The sequence below is a fragment of the Alkalibaculum sporogenes genome (assembly GCF_009362815.1).
GTDB classification, from domain to species: domain Bacteria; phylum Bacillota; class Clostridia; order Eubacteriales; family Alkalibacteraceae; genus Alkalibaculum_A; species Alkalibaculum_A sporogenes.
The window spans coordinates 40,823-58,724 of the sequence record NZ_WHNX01000006.1 but is presented as its reverse complement, the minus strand read 5'-3'; the positions used below and the strand labels follow the sequence as shown (position 1 = coordinate 58,724).

Annotated in this window: 18 protein-coding genes; 5 read left to right on the top strand and 13 right to left on the bottom strand. The window is 31.5% G+C overall.

Going from position 1 to position 17,902, the window contains the following annotated elements; translation table 11 throughout:
* Positions 1–11 precede the first annotated feature (11 nt).
* From xseB to GC105_RS05045, 8 genes are all read right to left on the bottom strand, one after another.
* The gene (gene xseB, locus GC105_RS05080; RefSeq protein WP_152802398.1) at positions 12–224 is read right to left on the bottom strand and encodes an exodeoxyribonuclease VII small subunit; all 213 of its coding nucleotides are present in this window, start codon (positions 222–224) and stop codon (positions 12–14) included.
* Positions 221–1,426, bottom strand: coding sequence for an exodeoxyribonuclease VII large subunit (gene xseA / locus GC105_RS05075; RefSeq protein WP_152802396.1), 1,206 nt, complete (start codon positions 1,424–1,426; stop codon positions 221–223). Before xseA ends, xseB begins: the two co-directional genes overlap by 4 nt.
* Positions 1,427–1,450: 24 nt before the next feature.
* Positions 1,451–1,861: a transcription antitermination factor NusB gene (gene nusB, locus GC105_RS05070; RefSeq protein ID WP_152802394.1), complete on the bottom strand. Its 411-nt coding sequence runs from the start codon at positions 1,859–1,861 to the stop codon at positions 1,451–1,453.
* 72 nt (positions 1,862–1,933) lie between these two features.
* Positions 1,934–2,296 carry an Asp23/Gls24 family envelope stress response protein gene (locus GC105_RS05065; protein WP_152802392.1) on the bottom strand — a complete coding sequence of 121 codons (363 nt, stop codon included), beginning with the start codon at positions 2,294–2,296 and terminating at the stop codon, positions 1,934–1,936.
* Between the two features lie 517 nt (positions 2,297–2,813).
* The gene (locus GC105_RS05060) at positions 2,814–4,046 is read right to left on the bottom strand and encodes a serine hydroxymethyltransferase (RefSeq protein WP_152802390.1); all 1,233 of its coding nucleotides are present in this window, start codon (positions 4,044–4,046) and stop codon (positions 2,814–2,816) included.
* Between the two features lie 20 nt (positions 4,047–4,066).
* Positions 4,067–4,258: a hypothetical protein gene (locus tag GC105_RS05055; RefSeq protein WP_152802388.1), complete on the bottom strand. Its 192-nt coding sequence runs from the start codon at positions 4,256–4,258 to the stop codon at positions 4,067–4,069.
* 186 nt (positions 4,259–4,444) lie between these two features.
* On the bottom strand, positions 4,445–4,705 hold the full coding sequence (locus GC105_RS05050; RefSeq protein WP_152802385.1) for a hypothetical protein: 261 nt from the start codon (positions 4,703–4,705) through the stop codon (positions 4,445–4,447).
* 571 nt (positions 4,706–5,276) lie between these two features.
* Entirely contained in the window at positions 5,277–6,527 is a 1,251-nt protein-coding gene (locus tag GC105_RS05045; protein WP_152802383.1) for a Y-family DNA polymerase, read from the bottom strand.
* Positions 6,528–6,708: 181 nt separating this feature from the next.
* On the opposite strand from GC105_RS05045, the gene GC105_RS05040 reads away from it, so the two are divergent.
* Entirely contained in the window at positions 6,709–7,263 is a 555-nt protein-coding gene (locus GC105_RS05040; protein WP_152802381.1) for an RNA polymerase sigma factor, read from the top strand.
* Positions 7,250–7,999, top strand: a complete 750-nt coding sequence (locus GC105_RS05035) for a hypothetical protein (RefSeq protein WP_152802379.1) — start codon at positions 7,250–7,252, stop codon at positions 7,997–7,999. Before GC105_RS05040 ends, GC105_RS05035 begins: the two co-directional genes overlap by 14 nt.
* Before the next feature lie 129 nt (positions 8,000–8,128).
* Here the strand turns inward: GC105_RS05035 and GC105_RS05030 are convergent, their stop codons facing one another.
* Both GC105_RS05030 and GC105_RS05025 read right to left on the bottom strand, forming a co-directional pair.
* Positions 8,129–9,610 (bottom strand): MATE family efflux transporter, encoded by a 1,482-nt coding sequence (locus GC105_RS05030; protein ID WP_152802377.1) that lies wholly within the window; start codon positions 9,608–9,610, stop codon positions 8,129–8,131.
* Position 9,611: 1 nt separating this feature from the next.
* Complete coding sequence (locus tag GC105_RS05025) at positions 9,612–10,058, bottom strand: MarR family winged helix-turn-helix transcriptional regulator (protein ID WP_152802374.1); 447 nt, start codon at positions 10,056–10,058, stop codon at positions 9,612–9,614.
* 206 nt (positions 10,059–10,264) lie between these two features.
* On the opposite strand from GC105_RS05025, the gene GC105_RS05020 reads away from it, so the two are divergent.
* The 3 genes from GC105_RS05020 to GC105_RS05010 are packed head-to-tail and all read left to right on the top strand — an operon-like array spanning position 10,265 to position 14,325.
* Positions 10,265–10,705 (top strand): MarR family transcriptional regulator, encoded by a 441-nt coding sequence (locus tag GC105_RS05020; protein ID WP_152802372.1) that lies wholly within the window; start codon positions 10,265–10,267, stop codon positions 10,703–10,705.
* 27 nt (positions 10,706–10,732) lie between these two features.
* Positions 10,733–12,460: an ABC transporter ATP-binding protein gene (locus GC105_RS05015; RefSeq protein ID WP_343029956.1), complete on the top strand. Its 1,728-nt coding sequence runs from the start codon at positions 10,733–10,735 to the stop codon at positions 12,458–12,460.
* Positions 12,457–14,325: an ABC transporter ATP-binding protein gene (locus GC105_RS05010; protein WP_152802370.1), complete on the top strand. Its 1,869-nt coding sequence runs from the start codon at positions 12,457–12,459 to the stop codon at positions 14,323–14,325. Before GC105_RS05015 ends, GC105_RS05010 begins: the two co-directional genes overlap by 4 nt.
* A gap of 88 nt (positions 14,326–14,413) precedes the next feature.
* Here GC105_RS05010 and GC105_RS05005 read toward each other — a convergent pair whose 3' ends face one another.
* The 3 genes from GC105_RS05005 to GC105_RS04995 all read right to left on the bottom strand — a co-directional run bounded on the left by GC105_RS05005 (position 14,414) and on the right by GC105_RS04995 (position 17,900).
* Positions 14,414–15,172 (bottom strand): exodeoxyribonuclease III, encoded by a 759-nt coding sequence (locus GC105_RS05005; RefSeq protein WP_152802368.1) that lies wholly within the window; start codon positions 15,170–15,172, stop codon positions 14,414–14,416.
* A gap of 63 nt (positions 15,173–15,235) precedes the next feature.
* Positions 15,236–16,648: a peptidoglycan D,D-transpeptidase FtsI family protein gene (locus tag GC105_RS05000; protein ID WP_152802366.1), complete on the bottom strand. Its 1,413-nt coding sequence runs from the start codon at positions 16,646–16,648 to the stop codon at positions 15,236–15,238.
* Positions 16,641–17,900 (bottom strand): FtsW/RodA/SpoVE family cell cycle protein, encoded by a 1,260-nt coding sequence (locus GC105_RS04995; protein ID WP_152802364.1) that lies wholly within the window; start codon positions 17,898–17,900, stop codon positions 16,641–16,643. The genes GC105_RS05000 and GC105_RS04995 overlap by 8 nt, the downstream gene beginning before the upstream one ends.
* Positions 17,901–17,902 lie beyond the last annotated feature (2 nt).

Here is a 17,902-nt window from a genome sequence, read left to right as displayed (position 1 = left end):
AAAAGATAAATTTAATTTAGTACTGTAAAGTCTTCACCTGTACTTTGCATTAGGCTATTAATCTTATCCTCTGTTTTATTTAGTTCACTTTCACAGATATTTATTAATACCATAGCCTCTTCAAATAAAAGTGTTGACTTTTCAAGGGGCTGTTTACTATCTTCTAACAAGCTAATAACTTCTTCTATTCTCTTTATATTTTCTTCAAAGGTTTTTTCTTTCATGGGTATACCTCTTTAATTTCTATAATTTTTGACCTAACACTACCATCTTTAAAATTAATAATCAATTCATCATTTAGATTTAATTGACGTATGCTATCTAAATCTTTACCATTTATATCTTGAATCATACTTTTTTGTTTGTGTACAAGTAAGTTTAGTTCATTTAATTTTGTCTTTATATTTAGCAAAGCTATTCTTCGTGCATGTACTTCGCTCTTCAACAAACTATAAATACGGTTCTCATATAAATCTAATTGTTGTCTATGTTGGTTTAGCTTATCAATTGGTCTTTTTATTTGATAATGATTCTTAAAATTAGCAAGTATGTTTTTATTGAGTTGTATTTTAGTTAATATCTCCTTACTCGCTAAAATCTTATAATTATCTAACTTGCTTTTTATCTCAAATAATGAAGCAACTGCCAATTCTGCTGCAGCTGAAGGAGTTGCAGCCCGCACATCTGCTACAAAATCAGCAATTGTAAAATCAGTTTCATGTCCCACAGCAGAGATAATTGGTATATGAGAATTAAAAATACTTTCTGCTACAAGAAGTTCATTAAAAGCCCATAACTCTTCTATGGATCCACCTCCCCTACCTAAAATAATTACATCACCATAGTTAGAATCATTAATTCTCTCAATTGCATTTGCAATCTCATACTTTGCATTTAATCCCTGAACCAATACAGGAAATAAATATATTTCTACTGATGGATTTCTTCTTTTAATTACAGAAACGATATCTCTAAGTGCGGCACCTGTTTTTGAAGTTATAATAGCAACTCTTTTAGGATAAATAGGTATGGGAATTTTTATACTTTCATCAAACCACCCTTGATCATGAAGTTTTCTCTTTAATTCCTCAAATTGCAAGTAAAGACTTCCATCACCTTTAATTTTCATTTGTTGAACGTATAATTGATATTGTCCGCTCTTTTCATACAATGTCACATACCCTTTTATCTCAACTTCTTTTCCATCAACTGGAATAAAGTTTAAAGATGCTACATTACCTTTAAACATTACACATAAAATTCTGCTATCTTTATCCTTTAGGGAAAAATACAAATGACCTGATGTATGGTTTTTAAAATTAGAAATTTCTCCCTCAACTGAAATGTTATTTAATATTGCATCATTATTAAATATATTTTTTATATAATTATTTAATTTACTAACGCTTAAACTTTTAATATTCATATTCGTCACCAAAAATCCTTATATCTATTCTAAGTTCCTCTCAAACTTTGCAATCTTCTCTAAAACAGCATTAATGTATTTTATAGATTCTTGGTCGCTGTATTTAATAGTGAAATTAATTGCCTCATTTATTGAAACTGGTGGCGGAATATCTTTTAAATTCATAATTTCAAAAGATGCCAGACGCAGAATAGCTAACTCTATTAAATTCAACCTTTTTATATCCCAATTTACTAAATATGCATCTATAACATCATCTATTTGATCTTTATTCTTTAGGATTTCTATAATCATATCTTTTGTATATTTTAAATCAGCTTCCTTTAATTCAAATTGCTTAATATAATCTAAGTAAAGATTGTCTTCTTCACCTTCATGAAAACCAATCTGAAATATAGTTTTTAAAACTACTTCCCTTGCATAACTTCTACTCATCAAAATCCTCCTAGGTATAATATCCTAATAATTATACAACCCCTTAAAGTTAATCTCTAAAGGGCTTTCTACTTAACACTGTGCTACTTTTAATTGTACACCTTCTACATTCACATTAATTTGAACTACATTTAATCCTGTCATAATTTCAATAGAGTGTTTTACTTTCTTTTGAACATTATACCCTGTATCTTGAATTTGTACACCATACTTCACAATCAAATATATATCTACTACTAGTTCATTATTGTTTCTGGTTATTTTAACGCCCTTTGCCTGATTTTTTTTACCTAGTTTTTCAGCAATATCCTTAGTTAATCCTCCGACCATTTCGACAACACCATCAACTTCTAGAGTTGCTAAACTAGCAATTGAACCTATTACATCTTCAGATATATCTATTTTCCCTAATTCTTTTTCCGATTGATTCGCCATTATAATCCCTCCAATAATTTATTAGATTATAACAAATTTATCCTTACAATACAATAGTTCTTCATTCTACGCAGGTTATATATATTTAAGAATAACAAATAAATCAATAAAGTACTAAATTTAGAATTTACTATGGCTTTTCTCTTTATTTTCTTGAAAACAATTACAAGTGTTTTTTTTTGTTTAACAGTTGTAATCCTTACTATTGTACCTTATAATAAGACAATCACATACATAACTACTCTTTCTTATAGAAATTATACCCCTTTTATCTATAAGAACCACATCCCCAGTAAAGGCTATTGTAGATAGTCTTTACTTTTTTTATTGTCTGTCAAAGTCCTACTATTCTATACGATATTTTTTTCATTGCTATCTACCACCATAAGAACATGTTTGGCTAGTTTCTCTGTGCTTTTAAATTTTAGGCATCTTCAACATCCGCTTGACTACTATCTTCACCATATAAAAGATGCACTACATATATTAAATTGTAGTACATCTCCATTTTAATTTTTTATTCGTATATTGGAAACTTTTCACACAAAAATTTAACTTTATCTTGAGCAGCTTGTCCGTCTTTTTTGACTAAACAATCGTAGATTGCAGATCCTACTAATTCCATTTCTTCTTCTTTCATTCCCCTAGCAGTTACTGCAGGTGTGCCTATACGTATTCCACTTGTAATAAATGGACTTTGCGTATCAAATGGTATGGCGTTTTTATTGACTGTAATATGCACTTCATCTAGTACTTTTTCTGCTTCTTTTCCAGTTAACGAAATATTTCTTAAATCTACTAACATCAAATGGTTATCAGTTCCACCTGAAAGTAATTTAAAACCTCTCTTATTTAAAGTTTCACTTAAAGCTTTAGCATTTAAGACCACTTGCTTTTGGTAATCAACAAATGTATCTTCTAATGCTTCTTTTAAAGCGACTGCCTTTGCGGCAATAATATGCATTAATGGACCACCTTGGCTCCCTGGAAATACAGCTTTATCAATTGCTTTTGCAAACTCTTTCTTACAGAGTATCGCTCCTCCTCTAGGGCCTTTTAGTGTCTTATGAGTAGTTGTTGTAACTACGTCTGCACAAGCTATAGGGCTAGGATGAACTCCTGCTGCTACTAGTCCTGCAATGTGTGCCATATCTACCATAAATAAGGCACCTACTTCTTTTGCTATTTTACTTATCCTTTCAAAATCAATTGTCCTAGGGTAAGCACTTGCTCCTGCTACAATCATTTTAGGATTTGACTCTTTTGCTATTTTCTCTAACTCTTCGTAATCTAAAAGTTCTGTTTCTTTATTAATACCATAAGACACAAAATTATAATAGACTCCTGACATACTAACAGGACTTCCATGGCTTAAGTGACCTCCATGGGCGAGATTCATTCCTAATACAGTATCTCCTGGTTGTAGTAACGCAAAATATACAGCCATATTAGCTTGAACTCCTGAATGAGGTTGTACATTAGAATGCTCAGCTCCAAATAATTTTTCAATTCTTGCCTTCGCAAGACTTTCTACTATATCTACGTATTCACATCCACCATAGTATCTTTTACCTGGATATCCTTCTGCATATTTATTTGTCAAGTGATTTCCCATCACTTGTATTACTCTTTCTGATACTAAATTCTCTGAAGCAATTAACTCTAAATTTCCTTGTTGCCTTTTTAACTCTTTGTTCATTGCACTGTAAATTTCCGGATCAAAATCCTTGATTACCGTCGAAAAATCCATATAATTTTCTCCCCTTTACCCTAGTCGCGATTAGCTAATTCATTTGATATTTTGTGTAAACTTATAGCAATACTTTTTATATAATCTTCCGTTTTATTTACCTTGTCTCTCAAATTAAATAAAAACAAAGTAGCAGCTAATAGGAAGACAAAAGTCATAAAAGGATTTAAAAGGGTGGTTAAACTCGATATACCTAACATAAAATCATTCAATAAGTAAATCCCTCCTTGCATCGTAAATCCAAAGTAATTTTTAAATATTATCTCATATTAATTAGAATAAAAAAAGGGAAAATGCAGTTTTTTTATTCTATAACCGAATTATTTTAAATTTAATAAGCTCATTATACGTATTTCTTTGATAAAAATATATTTTTAACTAATACATTACTCTAATACTTATATTTTAAATAAATACCATTTACACCTATCTACTTCATACTTTAGTTCATATAATTTTTCGTTTCCACTAATAACACTTTGGCATCTATAAATATACATCTTATTTCCTGCCAATTTTTCTTGATTAGTATGGATAATTTTATCTACTTTTATTATCTGTTTCTCTTCACTATTTATAAGCTTAAATTTAATAGGAATAGGCATATCTACTTTTTTAAACCAAGCTATCATTTCTATTTCCTTTGCCACAACTTTCATAATTTCAACTCCATTTAAGTTTATCGCCCATCAACAGCACTAAGTGCTCCAATTTCAAGATGAAGAAAACCCTACTGAATAAAGCTTCACTTTATCCACGGCAATCGCATGAAAAGATATTTGGTTCTGCGAACCCTTTTTTTAAAAAAACATATTAAAGTAGCTAACTTTATAGAGTATTTTTAAAACATTAGCAAACGATAGCTTCGCTAAATTCAAAGAAGGAGAAGATTAACGTTAAGAATTTTTGACTGTTTGAGCGTAGCGAGTTTCAAAAATTTAGTTTATCCCGCAATAACAGGCACTAAGACTCCCACTTCATGATTTCAATATAAAAAATGATAATTAGGAGATTAATTGCCTGTAAAAGCCCGATTGGTTCAACTAATATTCAGTAGGGGATGAAGAAAACCCCTACTGAATAAAGTTTCACTTTATCTTCGAGTTCTTGTCGTACAGTTTGCGACAGCGTGTTTGCGTTTGTTTTAAACATACTCTTGCTCTCATCATGTATACGAGACAAATTTCTATTCCATCTTTTCTATGTTTTTTGCGATAGCCCTGCACTTTATCATAGAAGGCTTGACATCATTTGATATTCTTCTTCTCCTACTCCTCCGACAATTGGTTTTAAACCTGAATTGAGAAAGGCACCTCTTATAATTGACTCTCTTCCATATCTTTTTCTAATAGAATCTACAGTTTTATCTATTTTCCTATACTGATCTAGTAGATCTTCATCAAAGAATGATGTCTGATAAAATTCTTTCCCACATAGTTCACCTACTCTTACTCCTAAATGCCTAATAGGCTCCAATTTCCAAACTTCATCAAATAATTTTTTCACGTGTTTATATATCACATTAGTTGAATCTGTAGGACTTTGAATTTTACATTGATGAGAATAATGTAAAAAATCAGAATTTTTTATAGAAATGCTTATTAACTTTGCAAGAGCATTCTTGTTTCTTAATCGCATGCACACCATTTCAGCTAGGGATAATAATACTAAATTTGCTTCCCTTCTATCACTTACGTCATAATGCATTGTTGTAGAATTCCCTATACCTTTTTGTACTATATCTTCTTCTCTAACTAAAGTTTCGTCTAAACCATTAGCATAATTCCATATAAGAAACCCATGACTTTTTAAATAACTTTTCATATGGAAACCATCAGCTTTTGCTAAATCTCCTATAGTATTGATCCCTATATTTTTAAGTTTAGGAAGAGTTCTCCTTCCAACCATAAATAATTCATCTATAGGAAGTTTCCACATTTTGTCTTCTATCTCATTAGGAAATAAGGTGTGTATTTTATCTGGCTTTTCCAGTTCGGAAGCCATTTTTGCTAATAATTTGTTATTTGCTATACCTATATTAACAGTGAATCCTAGCTCTTTTTTAATTCTGTTGGATATATTGTATGCTACTTTTAGGGGATCTCCAAATAAATCCTCGCTTTGTGTATAGTCTACAAAGCACTCATCTATAGAATATCTTTGTACTAAGTGCGAATACTCCTTTAGGATAGAGTACATTACATTACTACATTTCATATAAAGTTCGTAGTTAGGAGGAACAATCAATAAATCTGGACATTTTTGTCTTGCACTATATAAAGTCTCACCGGTTTTTATTTCATATTTTTTAGCAGGTATAGATTTTGCTAAAATAATTCCATGTCTACTTTTAGGATCTCCACCCACTACTGAAGGAATATTCCTTAAATCTAATGAACTTCCATGTTGTAATCTCCAAGTAGCTTCCCAACTTAAATAAGCAGAATTCACATCTATATGAAATATAATTCGTTTTTTCATTTTAAGCCCTTCCTTCCTAGTTTATTATATAGAACATGCGTTCTTTTTACAATAGGAAAAAATGTACTTTAAAGATATACCCTTCTTTAGCATTAAATATTAAAATAATTTATTAGAAACGAAAACTATTTCTCTAATACGTGGGTATTAATAGTGAAAGCTAATGATGGAGGTGTACACAATGGATGATCAGATATTGCTTACCAAAATAATTAAACATAATGACAAAGAAGCTTTTGAAGAATTATACAATTTATATGGAGATTATGCACTGAGGGTAGCCACTGCCGTAACTGGGGATAGCTCCAAAGCCTCAGATGCAGTACAAGAAACATTTATTAGAATTTACTTCAATATTAAAAATTTTAAATTAGATAAACCTTTTAAGCCCTGGCTTTACAAAATTTTAATAAATGAGTGCAATCGCATATTAAGAAAAGGAGGTAAGATTACTTATATCAGTGATTATATTGAAAATAACGTTGAACTTTCTGAAGAAGATAAACATAATTTTGAAGAATATGAAGATTTATATGTTGCGATTAAAAACTTAGATTCTATAAATAAAACCCCTATTGTTCTAAAGTACTTAGGAGGTTTTAAAGAAAAAGAAATTTCGCAAATACTAAATATTAATATCAATACTTTAAAATCGAGATTACTAAAGGGTAGACAAAAACTCAAAAAAGTTCTGGAAAAGAATGATGAGAGGAGGAATACAAATGAAAGAAGATAAATTAGATAAAACTATTGTAGATATCCTTCATAAGCAAACTGAAAATACATCATCTCTTAAAGATGAAACCTTTAAAAATATTATAGGTAGAATTGATGAAATTGAAAAAGGGGGAAATAAAATGAAAAGAAAATCTAAAGTTCCTAAAATTGCCAGCTTAATTATAGTATCTTTAATTACCATAACTGCTCTTATAGCGACTACTGAGACCGGGCAAGCTGCTATTGGAAAAGTTAGAGAGCTACTTGCTCCAGAGAAAGAAATACAACAAGAGCTAGAAGGTCAAAAAGAAGAAATAAATCTAGAATTAGAAGAAAAAATGGACTATATCATTTATATAGATAAAAATTACTACTACATGGAATCTAAGGGATCAATAGATAAAATTTTGCCGATAGGATTTCCAGATGATTTACCTGAGGTGTCCATGATTATAGAACAACGTGAAAATGAATCACCTGATCAAATAGCAAATGAGTTGATGAAAAGTCTTACGTCTAAATTTGAAATTTTAGAAAGGCAGGATCTAGCCGAACCTATTCCTAGCGTCCTAGTATTTGGCCATGGAGGCTCAAGTTGGGATAGTGTTATACAAAGATACTATTTAGTAGACAATACCAAAGGAGGCACCTTTGTAATCACTCAAACTTACTTCTTAGAAGCCAGTGAAGGTCATGGAGTAAGATTCGACAATTTGCTTAAAGAATTTAAAATAATACCATCAGAAGAAGATTAGAGAAGGTAATTGAGACCTGTGAAAAAAAGTCTGTAAATATTAATAGCTTTCTAATAGGAAGAAACTCGGCTAAACACCTGACTTTCTTCCTATTCTTATTTCTAATAATTCTTAAAAAATATTCCTAATCTAATTACCACTATAAATTTCTTTTTCATTTATTACTTCTTTTTCATTTATTACTTCTTTTTCATTTATTACTTCTTTTTCATCTATTACTTCAGTTGTATCAGCCATCTCATTGTTTTGTTCTAGTTTTGGTACAACCATCCCTTTCCCTAAGTTTTTAATACAGAAACAAAACATAATCCCAGTTACTATAAAAGAGAAAAAATCTGCAAAAGGTGCAGCATATAATAAACCGTTTAATCCCCATAAGTTTGGAAAAACAATTAACGCTGGTATTAAAAATATTACTTGCCTCGTTAATGTTAAAAACAATGCAGATTTAGACTTGCCAATTGCTTGAAAAAAGTTTGATGCAATAATTTGAAATCCTACAATAGGTAATAATAAAAGCCATCGCTCTGATGCATATAAACTGAATTCTATTAATTCAGGCTCTTGATTAAATAGAGAAATAATTTGTTGTGGGAATAATTTAATTGCAATATATCCTAATGTTGTCATTATAGTAGCTACAGCTATGGCAATTTTAATGGTTGCTTTTACACGATCATATTTCTTAGCTCCAAAATTAAAGCTGATTATTGGCTGAGACCCTTGCCTAATACCAATAACAGGCATAAGAAACATCATCATCAAACTGTTAATAACGCCCATACTAGATACTGCAATATCGCCACCGTATAATATAAGGTTTTTATTTAGAATGATGTTTAATAAACTATTGGCTAACTGCATCCAAAATTCTGGCATACCTAATGTGGTTATTTTTCTCACTATATTGAATTTTAATTTCAGATACTTTCGTTTTAACTTATAATTACTTCGTTTCCCAATAAAATAAGCAACTACCCATATACAAGATATGCCTTGAGCTATTGCAGTAGCTAACGCTGCGCCAGACATACCCATATTTAAACCAAAAATAAATATAGGATCTAGTATAATGTTTATTCCTGCACCTAAAAGCATTGTTAACATAGCCATCTTAGGATTACCATCAGCTCTAATAAAATTATTCATACCCATACCTACTACTTGAAAGATACCACCAAAAAATATTATTCTCATGTATTCAACAGCATAAGGCATAATTGATTCACTAGTTCCAACTAATAATAAAATAGGCCTTAAAAAAATCTGACCTACAATCATAAATGTTAATCCACCAATAACTAGTAAAGTAAGCGCATTTCCAAGCGCCTGCTCTGCTTGATCAGGTTTCCCTTCTCCTAAACGTATAGAGAACAAAGTAGCTCCACCAACACCGAGTAGAATACCCATTGCAATAAGTATAATCATTATAGGAAAAACAATAGTAATAGCCCCTAGACCATACGAACCTAAATCAGCACTATTCCCAATATACATTCTATCTACAATATTATAAAATGCATTTACAAGCATTCCTACAATAGCAGGAACAGAGAACTTCACTAAAAGTTTTGATATTTTTTCTTCTCCTAAAGGATTGACATATTCCATGTTATAATCCCTCCAATTCATTTTTTAAATTTGTCTGTTCGACTTTATCTGACATTTTTTGAAGGACCGTTAACATAGTCTCTACGGTTTCTTTATCTAAATCTTTTGCTAAAAATTCACTCCAACATCTTGTTTTACGTATAATTTCTTCCTCATGAGATCTTGCTTTACTTGTTAGAAATATTCTGTTGATTCTTTTATCTAAACTATCCTTTTTCTTAATAACATAACCTTTTTCTTCTAATGATTTAATTGACCTTGTTGTGGCTGACTTATTTATATATAAATAAGCAGATAGTTCATCTTGTGATATTCCTTCATTTTTATAAAGATACAACAAAAACGGATGCTCAGCAGAAGTAATATTATATTCTTTCATACACTTGTTAATGTATACTTGAGACTGTCTATATAAAATAGATACTAACCGCCCTATACTCTTTTCCATATGTATTCTCCTTTCAAATCAACACAAAAAACAGTATAGTACAATATAGTTTACATGTCAACTAATTAAAGTCGTCAATATGGGGATACTAAATAAATTTTTTTATACTATTTTTTTAAAAATAGTTGACATTAACTATTCAATGAATATATACTTAGGTTGCCTAATAAATTAGTTGCCTACCAATATAAAGTGAGGTTAGTATAATGAATACAACACATGAAGAAATTACTCGTAAAGTAATGGATACTTTTCTTCGTTTCCGAAAACTACATCGACTACAAAAAAGCCCTGTTGAAGGCATGAAACACAGTGAAATCATGATATTATTTAGAATTAAAGAGCATGGAGAACACAATGGAGTCAGAATTTCAGAAATTAGCCATCGTATGCGAGTTACATCCCCAACTGTGACGCAGCTCGTAAATAAACTTGAAGAAGACGGCCTAGTAAAGCGAACTCTTGATCCAAATGATAGACGTTCTATCAGAGTTACTTTAACGCCAAAAGGTGAAGACGTTATTGAAAAATCTCAAAATACCTTCTTCGAAAGATATAGCAGCTTAGTAGATGCCTTAGGTACAGAAAAAAGTATTTTGCTAGCTGATCTTCTTTCTGAAAGCATTGATTACCTTAGTAAAATCTGAAAAATTTTTGAAGGGAGTTAAATATTTGTGTTGAAGTTATTTAATGGTCTTAAACAATATACAATTCCAATAATTATTACATTTACGCTGCTTATTATACGGTCCCTATCTGATTTGTACCTACCAACTATTACAGCAGATATTGTGAATATTGGTATTGTTGAGAGCGATACCCAATATATACTCAAAATGGGTGGTTTTATGATAGCTATTGCAGCATTTGGTTCACTCTGCTCTATTATCGCAAGCTATCTTATAGCTAAAACTTCCAATGGTTTTAGTGAAAAATTACGTGATGAAGTTTTTACAAAAGTGGCGAGCTTTTCTCTACATGAGTTCGATCAATTTGGAACTGCTTCTTTAATTACCCGTACTACCAATGATATTACTCAAATTCGTATGATTATGGATTTTGGACTACGTATGATGGTAATGGCACCAATAATGAGCCTAGGTAGTGTAGCTATGGCATTTTCAAAAGATGCTACTCTCACAATTATATTTATTGTAATCATTCCTATTTTAGGTAGTGTAGTTTATATTATTATGAGAAAGGGACTCCCTTTCTTTGGCGCGATGCAAAAAAAACTGGATTCTTTAAACTTAGTACTTCGGGAAAATTTAATTGGTATACAAGTCATTCGGGCGTCTAATCGTGATCATTCTGAAAAAGAACGTTTTGAAGATATTAATAAAGATTATTCTTCTACTTCTATTCGTGTGAACAGAATTATGGGAACTTTAATGCCATTAGTAACGTTAATTATGAATTTAGCTATTATCAGCATTGTTTGGTTTGGAGGAATTCGTATTAACTTAGGCTATATGCAGGTAGGTGACCTTATCGCTTTTATTCAGTACGCTATGCTTGTCATGACATCAGTTATGGCATTTACACGAGTATTTATTATTTTACCACGTGCTTCTGCCTCTGCAACTAGAATTAATGAAATACTCAATACAGAGGCAAAAATCAAGGATACTCTTGAATTAGAAAAGCCCGATAAAAAACATGGCTATATTGAATTTAAAGATGTCACTTTCAGCTATCCTGGAGCAGAGTGTCCAGCTCTACATAATATATCTTTTTCTACAGGTCCAGGAGAAATCACGGCAATTATAGGTGGCACTGGTTCTGGAAAATCAACATTGGTAAACTTGATCCTGCGTTTTTACGATGTGGACAGTGGTTGTATTTTAGTAAATGATATTGATATTCGTAACACTACACAAGAAAGTTTACGTAAAAAAATTGGGTACGTACCACAAAAATCTTCTCTGTTCTCAGGTACTATCTCAGAAAATATTAAATACGGCAATGACAATGGGAATTTAGATGATATTATACAAGCTGCAGACACAGCTCAGGCAAGTGAGTTTATTAGCCTTATGAAAGAAGGTTTTGATTCTGTAATTTCACAAGGTGGTAAAAATATTTCAGGTGGTCAAAAGCAACGTCTTGCTATAGCAAGAGCTTTAATTAGAAAACCAGAAATTTATATCTTTGACGATTGTTTTTCTGCTCTTGATTATAAAACCGATGTAAATTTGAGAACAGCCCTTTATAAAAACACTACACAATCTACTGTATTAGTCGTTTCACAGCGTGTTAATTCAGTAAAAGAAGCAGACCAAATTATCGTCCTAGAATCAGGCAAAATTGTTGGAATTGGCGTTCATTCAGAACTTTTAGAAAATAATGAAATTTACCAGGAAATCGTCTCTTCACAACTTACAAAGGAGGAAATTGCATGAGTATCCCAGGCAAACAAGATAGTCCCCCTCCAGGCTTAAATACAGGTGGAGGAGGTCGACTAAAAATGGCTTTGCCTCATGAAAAGCCAAAAGATTTTAAAAAGACATTACTACAACTCCTCCAATATATCCGACCTTATCGAATCCAACTAATTATTGTGGTCTTAGCATCTATATTAGGCACAGTTTTTAGTATCTTTAGCCCAGTCATTTTAGGGCAAGCAACAACTATTATCTTTGAAGGAGTAATTGGTAGACTAAATGGTGATCCAAATTTCACTATAGATTTCAATAAAATTATACGCATACTTCAACTCTTAGCTAGTATCTATTTTGTAAGTGCTATGTTCATCTACCTTGAGCAATTTATAATGGCTAGTGTGGCACAGAAAATAGTCTATGATATGCGTAATGATATAAGAGACAAACTTAGCCGACTTCCTTTAAAATATTTTGATTCACATACACATGGCGAGATATTGAGCCGTGCAACAAATGATATGGATACTATTGGTAGCACACTACAACAAAGCATATCACAATTTATTGTCTCAATTATTACTATTATTGGAATCTTAGTTATGATGACCTCTATTAGCGCATGGATGACAGTTATTGCGCTTATAACTCTACCTTTAACATTTATTATCACAAAAAAAATTGCACGTATATCACAAAAGAACTTTGCTTCAAATCAAAGGGAATTAGGCAAACTTAACAGTCACGTCGAAGAAATGTATGGTTCCCATATTATTGTAAAGGCTTTTGGTAATGAAAAAAAATCTATACAAGAGTTTAAAGAAATTAATAAAAACTTAACGGAAGCAGGTTGGCGTTCTCAATTTATTTCTGGATTAATTATGCCATTAGTAGGATTTCTTAACAATATAGGGTATGTTCTCATCTGCGTTGTAGGAAGTATCTTTGTTACTCAAGGACGTATCTCTATTGGTAATATGCAGGCATTTATACAGTATTCAAAGCAATTTTCACAACCTATTTTACAGACGGCTAATATCGCTAATATTATTCAATCTACAATTGCAGCAGCAGAGCGGGTTTTTGAGTTAATGAATGAACCAGAAGAAACTCCTGATAGCTTGCATGCATATACTAAATTCAGACCTAAAGGTGATGTCAAATTTGAAGAAGTGAGCTTTAGTTATTATGAAGATATAGAACTTATTACCAAAATGAACATCGAAGTGAAATCCGGCCAAACAATCGCTATTGTAGGTCCCACCGGTGCAGGAAAAACTACTTTAGTTAAGCTTCTTTTACGTTTTTATGAAATCAAATCTGGAAGTATTACTATTGATGGTGTAGACATCAGGGATATTCAACGTGGTACCTTACGCGAAGTATTCGGAATGGTTTTACAAGACACATGGCTTTTTAAAGGAACAATTAAAGATAATATAGCATATGGTCGAATGGATGCTAGTGATGAAGAAATTATTAAAGCCTCCAAAGCAGCTCACGCTGATCACTTTATACGCACTCTTCCTCACGGTTATGAAACAGTTCTAAATGAAGAAGCATCAAATATCTCACAAGGGCAAAAACAACTGCTCACTATTGCACGAGCTATTCTTTCAAACCCTACTATCCTCATACTCGATGAAGCTACTAGTAGCGTGGATACAAGAACAGAATTACTCATTCAAAAAGCAATGATCCGCTTGATGAAAGGACGTACTAATTTCGTCATTGCTCACAGATTATCTACTATACGTGATGCAGATGTTATTTTAGTCATGAACGAAGGTAAAGTAGTCGAAGTAGGTACTCACCTTCAATTACTTGCAATGAACGGTTTTTATGATAGTTTGTATAATAGTCAATTTAATAGTGAAGTAAGTTAATCATAAGATGATTTAATTAATATACTTAAATCGTAGTGAGAAATTAAATACAGACTTAATATATATTAAGTCTGTATTTATATTAAGTCTACTTATCAGATAGAATCAAACCTACTGGACAATGATCTGAGCCTAAAATTTCAGCGTATATATTAGCATCTGACAATCTATTTTCTAATGATTTTGATGTGCAAAAGTAATCTATTCTCCAGCCTACATTTCTTTCTCTTGCCTTTGTAATATAAGACCACCATGTATACGCTTCTTCTTTTTCTGGGTAGAAATAACGGAAGGTATCTATAAATCCACTTTGTACAATATTATCAAATTTACTTCTCTCTTCATCTGTAAAGCCGGCGCTTCTTTTATTAGAGGCTGGATTTTTAATATCTATTTCCTTATGTGCTACGTTAAGATCTCCACAAAAAATAATTGGTTTAATATTTTCTAGTTCCTTAAAATATGTAAATAACGAGTCTTCCCATTCCATTCTATAATCAAGTCGTGCAAGTCCTCTTTGAGAATTAGGCGTATATATAGTAAGTAAAAAGAAATCTTCATACTCTAGAGTAATAACTCTTCCCTCTTTATCGTGTTCTTCTACTCCAATACCATATTTTACAGAGAGAGGTTCAATTTTTGTAAAAACTGCCGTGCCAGAGTATCCTTTTTTTTGTGCATAATTCCAGTATTGATGATATCCATCTAATTTTAAATCCAATTGACCTTCTTGTAACTTTGTCTCTTGTAGACAAAATATATCTGCACCTACTTGATCAAAAAATCCCATAAAATCTTTTTTTAAAGCTGCCCTTATTCCATTCACATTCCAAGATACTAATTTCATTATAATGTCCCCCCATTTTAGTTGTATAAGACGAGCTTAATCCTGCCCTTGATTACAATATCCCTATTTAATCCATTGCCTCATTATCTGTTGTGCTATTGGCGCTGCTACTTCGCCTCCTGTTGAACCACTATATTCTATAATCACTGATACTGCAATTTGAGGATTTTCAGCAGGTGCAAAGCCTATAAACCATGCATGTTCTTTACTATTATCTCCATTAGACAATTCATTTTCTGCTGTACCTGTTTTTCCTGCAACTTCAATACCCGCTATTTTAGCTTTTGTCCCAGTTCCTTTATTAACTACTTGCTGCATCATTTCATTTATTTGTGATGATGTTTGCTCATTCATAGTTTGATACAAAACTGTTGGATTATTTTTAATCATATGGTTTCCTGTTATACCAGTTACTTTCTGCACTAAAAGTGGCTCTACCATCATACCTCTATTTGCTATACTCGAAGTAATCATAGCCATGTGCAGAGGTGTAACAAGTAATTTACCTTGTCCCATTCCTACAGCAGCCATATCAGTTTTGTTCATTTTTTTGTAGTCAAAACTACTTTGTTTTAAAGGTATACCAAAGCCTATAGATTTATTAAATCCTAAACCAGCTGATAAATTTCTTAAATTTTGTTCTCCTAAAGATACTCCAATTTGAGCAAATGCAGTATTACTAGAATAAGCCAAGGCATCTTTCATATCTATTGTTCCAAATTCTTTGCCACCAAAGTTTCTTATCTCTTTTCCATCTATAACAATAGTTCCTTTATCATCAAATGTTTCATCCCCTAAGCCATTTTCTATGGCACTACTTGCAATTGCTACTTTAAATGTTGAACCTGGTACGTAGAGTCCTTGAGTTGCTCTTGGAAGAAAAGGAGACTCTTCAGATTCTACAAGTTGGGACCAATTTTCTTTTAATTTATCCTCATTAGGGTTATAGTCTGGCTTGCTAACCATAGCTAGCACTTCACCTGTAGTGGGGTTCATGGCTACTACGGAACCTGATTTGCCCTTTAAAAGTTTTTCGGCTAAACTTTGCAATTCATGATCTATAGTTAAGTATACATCGTTACCCTTAGTTTTTTGTCCTGTGATTTCATTTTTCAAATCTACAACTACTTTAAGCTCGTTAATTCCAAGCAACTCATTATTGTATTTAGCTTCTAATAAAATTTTTCCATAAGTTCTTGTGCTATAACCTATTATATGACTATATAGATTATTATGTGGATAAATTCTCTTTTGATTTTCTCCTTCTCCTTCTGAGTAAGCTAATAAAGTGCCATTTCTATCGTATATATTACCACGGACGACACTCTCTTCATATTCGTAAAGCCTTTGATTATAACTATTAGCTAGAATATTGTCTTTTTGAAAAAACTCAAAATAAGTGAGGTATGCCATTAAAGAGAAAAAAAGCAAACTCATTATTATTAACGAAAAGATGATCCTTTTATTATTATTCATATTTACCTCCCATACCGCTATATGCATCCTTGGAAATTGCTTGCAATATTGCTAAAGCGATAAAATTAGTAGTCAAAGAGCTACCTCCATAACTAATAAAGGGCAAGGTTATTCCTGTCAGTGGAATCAATTTAATAACTCCTCCTATAATAATAAATGTTTGAAAGCCAAACATAGCTGTTATACCAAGAGCTATTGCCTTATAAAAAGTATTTTCTACAGATAATGCTATTTTAAACCCTCTATATACTAATATAAAGTACAATAATATAATAGCTACTCCACCAAATATACCAAATTCTTCACAAATTGCAGAAAAGATAAAATCTGTCTCCACCTCGGGAATATACTTTGGACTTCCTAAACCTAATCCTCTTCCAAAAAAACCTCCTGATCCAATAGCAAACATAGATTGTGTAATTTGATAACCTTTTCCTGCAATATCTGCCCATGGATCTATCCATACATCTATTCTAACTTTTATATGATATACAAACAATGCTCCACCTAATGCGCCTACAATGGCAAATGCTATATTCATCAGTATTACCTTGATATCTTCTTCAAAGACAAATAGAAGAGTAATGTGTATGAGAAACATAAGAAGTGCTCCTCCCCACTCTCTCTGTAATACTAAGAACCCCATATATCCATAAGCAACAATTGTTAAAATTATATTATTCTTAATTTCAATGGTTTTATCAGAAATCTTTATAGGAGGAATCTTTAGTTTATCTGGTGTATTATAATAACTTGCTAAAAAAAATATAAAAATAATTTTGATAAACTCTGACGGTTGTATACTAATACCATAAAATGAAATCCAATTAGTAGCTCCACCTATAGTTCGTCCAAATGCTAATGTTATAATGAAGAGCAGTAATGAACTTCCAATATAAAAATAGGTTAATTTATGCCAAAACTTTAATGAATTAAATATTAAATAACTTAATAAGAAAAGAACCATTCCACCAGAAAACAACATAACTTGTCTTATACCTAGATCTTCATCTAATCTAAATATCATAATAAGACCTATGCTAATGAGCATAGTTACAATTATAAATAAGTAAACATCCCCCCATTGTCTCCACTGTAAAAAAAAGTACACAAAACAAATAATACCTATTACTGTCAGACCATAATAAATAATTTCTACATTTTGATTCCTAAAAAACAATAGTCCAAAAGCCATTATATTAAAAAGTACTACTAGTGTAATTGGTTTAGAGTTATTAAATAATGTTCTCATTA

What these genes read in the sequence shown, in the direction of transcription:
- xseB (WP_152802398.1), bottom strand. Translation starts at nt 224, where the DNA reads ATGAAAGAAAAAACCTTTGAAGAAAATATAAAGAGAATAGAAGAAGTT.
- xseA (WP_152802396.1), bottom strand. Translation starts at nt 1,426, where the DNA reads ATGAATATTAAAAGTTTAAGCGTTAGTAAATTAAATAATTATATAAAA.
- nusB (WP_152802394.1), bottom strand. Translation starts at nt 1,861, where the DNA reads ATGAGTAGAAGTTATGCAAGGGAAGTAGTTTTAAAAACTATATTTCAG.
- GC105_RS05065 (WP_152802392.1), bottom strand. Translation starts at nt 2,296, where the DNA reads ATGGCGAATCAATCGGAAAAAGAATTAGGGAAAATAGATATATCTGAA.
- GC105_RS05060 (WP_152802390.1), bottom strand. Translation starts at nt 4,046, where the DNA reads ATGGATTTTTCGACGGTAATCAAGGATTTTGATCCGGAAATTTACAGT.
- GC105_RS05050 (WP_152802385.1), bottom strand. Translation starts at nt 4,705, where the DNA reads ATGAAAGTTGTGGCAAAGGAAATAGAAATGATAGCTTGGTTTAAAAAA.
- GC105_RS05045 (WP_152802383.1), bottom strand. Translation starts at nt 6,527, where the DNA reads ATGAAAAAACGAATTATATTTCATATAGATGTGAATTCTGCTTATTTA.
- GC105_RS05040 (WP_152802381.1), top strand. Translation starts at nt 6,709, where the DNA reads ATGGATGATCAGATATTGCTTACCAAAATAATTAAACATAATGACAAA.
- GC105_RS05035 (WP_152802379.1), top strand. Translation starts at nt 7,250, where the DNA reads ATGAAAGAAGATAAATTAGATAAAACTATTGTAGATATCCTTCATAAG.
- GC105_RS05030 (WP_152802377.1), bottom strand. Translation starts at nt 9,610, where the DNA reads ATGGAATATGTCAATCCTTTAGGAGAAGAAAAAATATCAAAACTTTTA.
- GC105_RS05025 (WP_152802374.1), bottom strand. Translation starts at nt 10,058, where the DNA reads ATGGAAAAGAGTATAGGGCGGTTAGTATCTATTTTATATAGACAGTCT.
- GC105_RS05020 (WP_152802372.1), top strand. Translation starts at nt 10,265, where the DNA reads ATGAATACAACACATGAAGAAATTACTCGTAAAGTAATGGATACTTTT.
- GC105_RS05010 (WP_152802370.1), top strand. Translation starts at nt 12,457, where the DNA reads ATGAGTATCCCAGGCAAACAAGATAGTCCCCCTCCAGGCTTAAATACA.
- GC105_RS05005 (WP_152802368.1), bottom strand. Translation starts at nt 15,172, where the DNA reads ATGAAATTAGTATCTTGGAATGTGAATGGAATAAGGGCAGCTTTAAAA.
- GC105_RS05000 (WP_152802366.1), bottom strand. Translation starts at nt 16,648, where the DNA reads ATGAATAATAATAAAAGGATCATCTTTTCGTTAATAATAATGAGTTTG.
- GC105_RS04995 (WP_152802364.1), bottom strand. Translation starts at nt 17,900, where the DNA reads ATGAGAACATTATTTAATAACTCTAAACCAATTACACTAGTAGTACTT.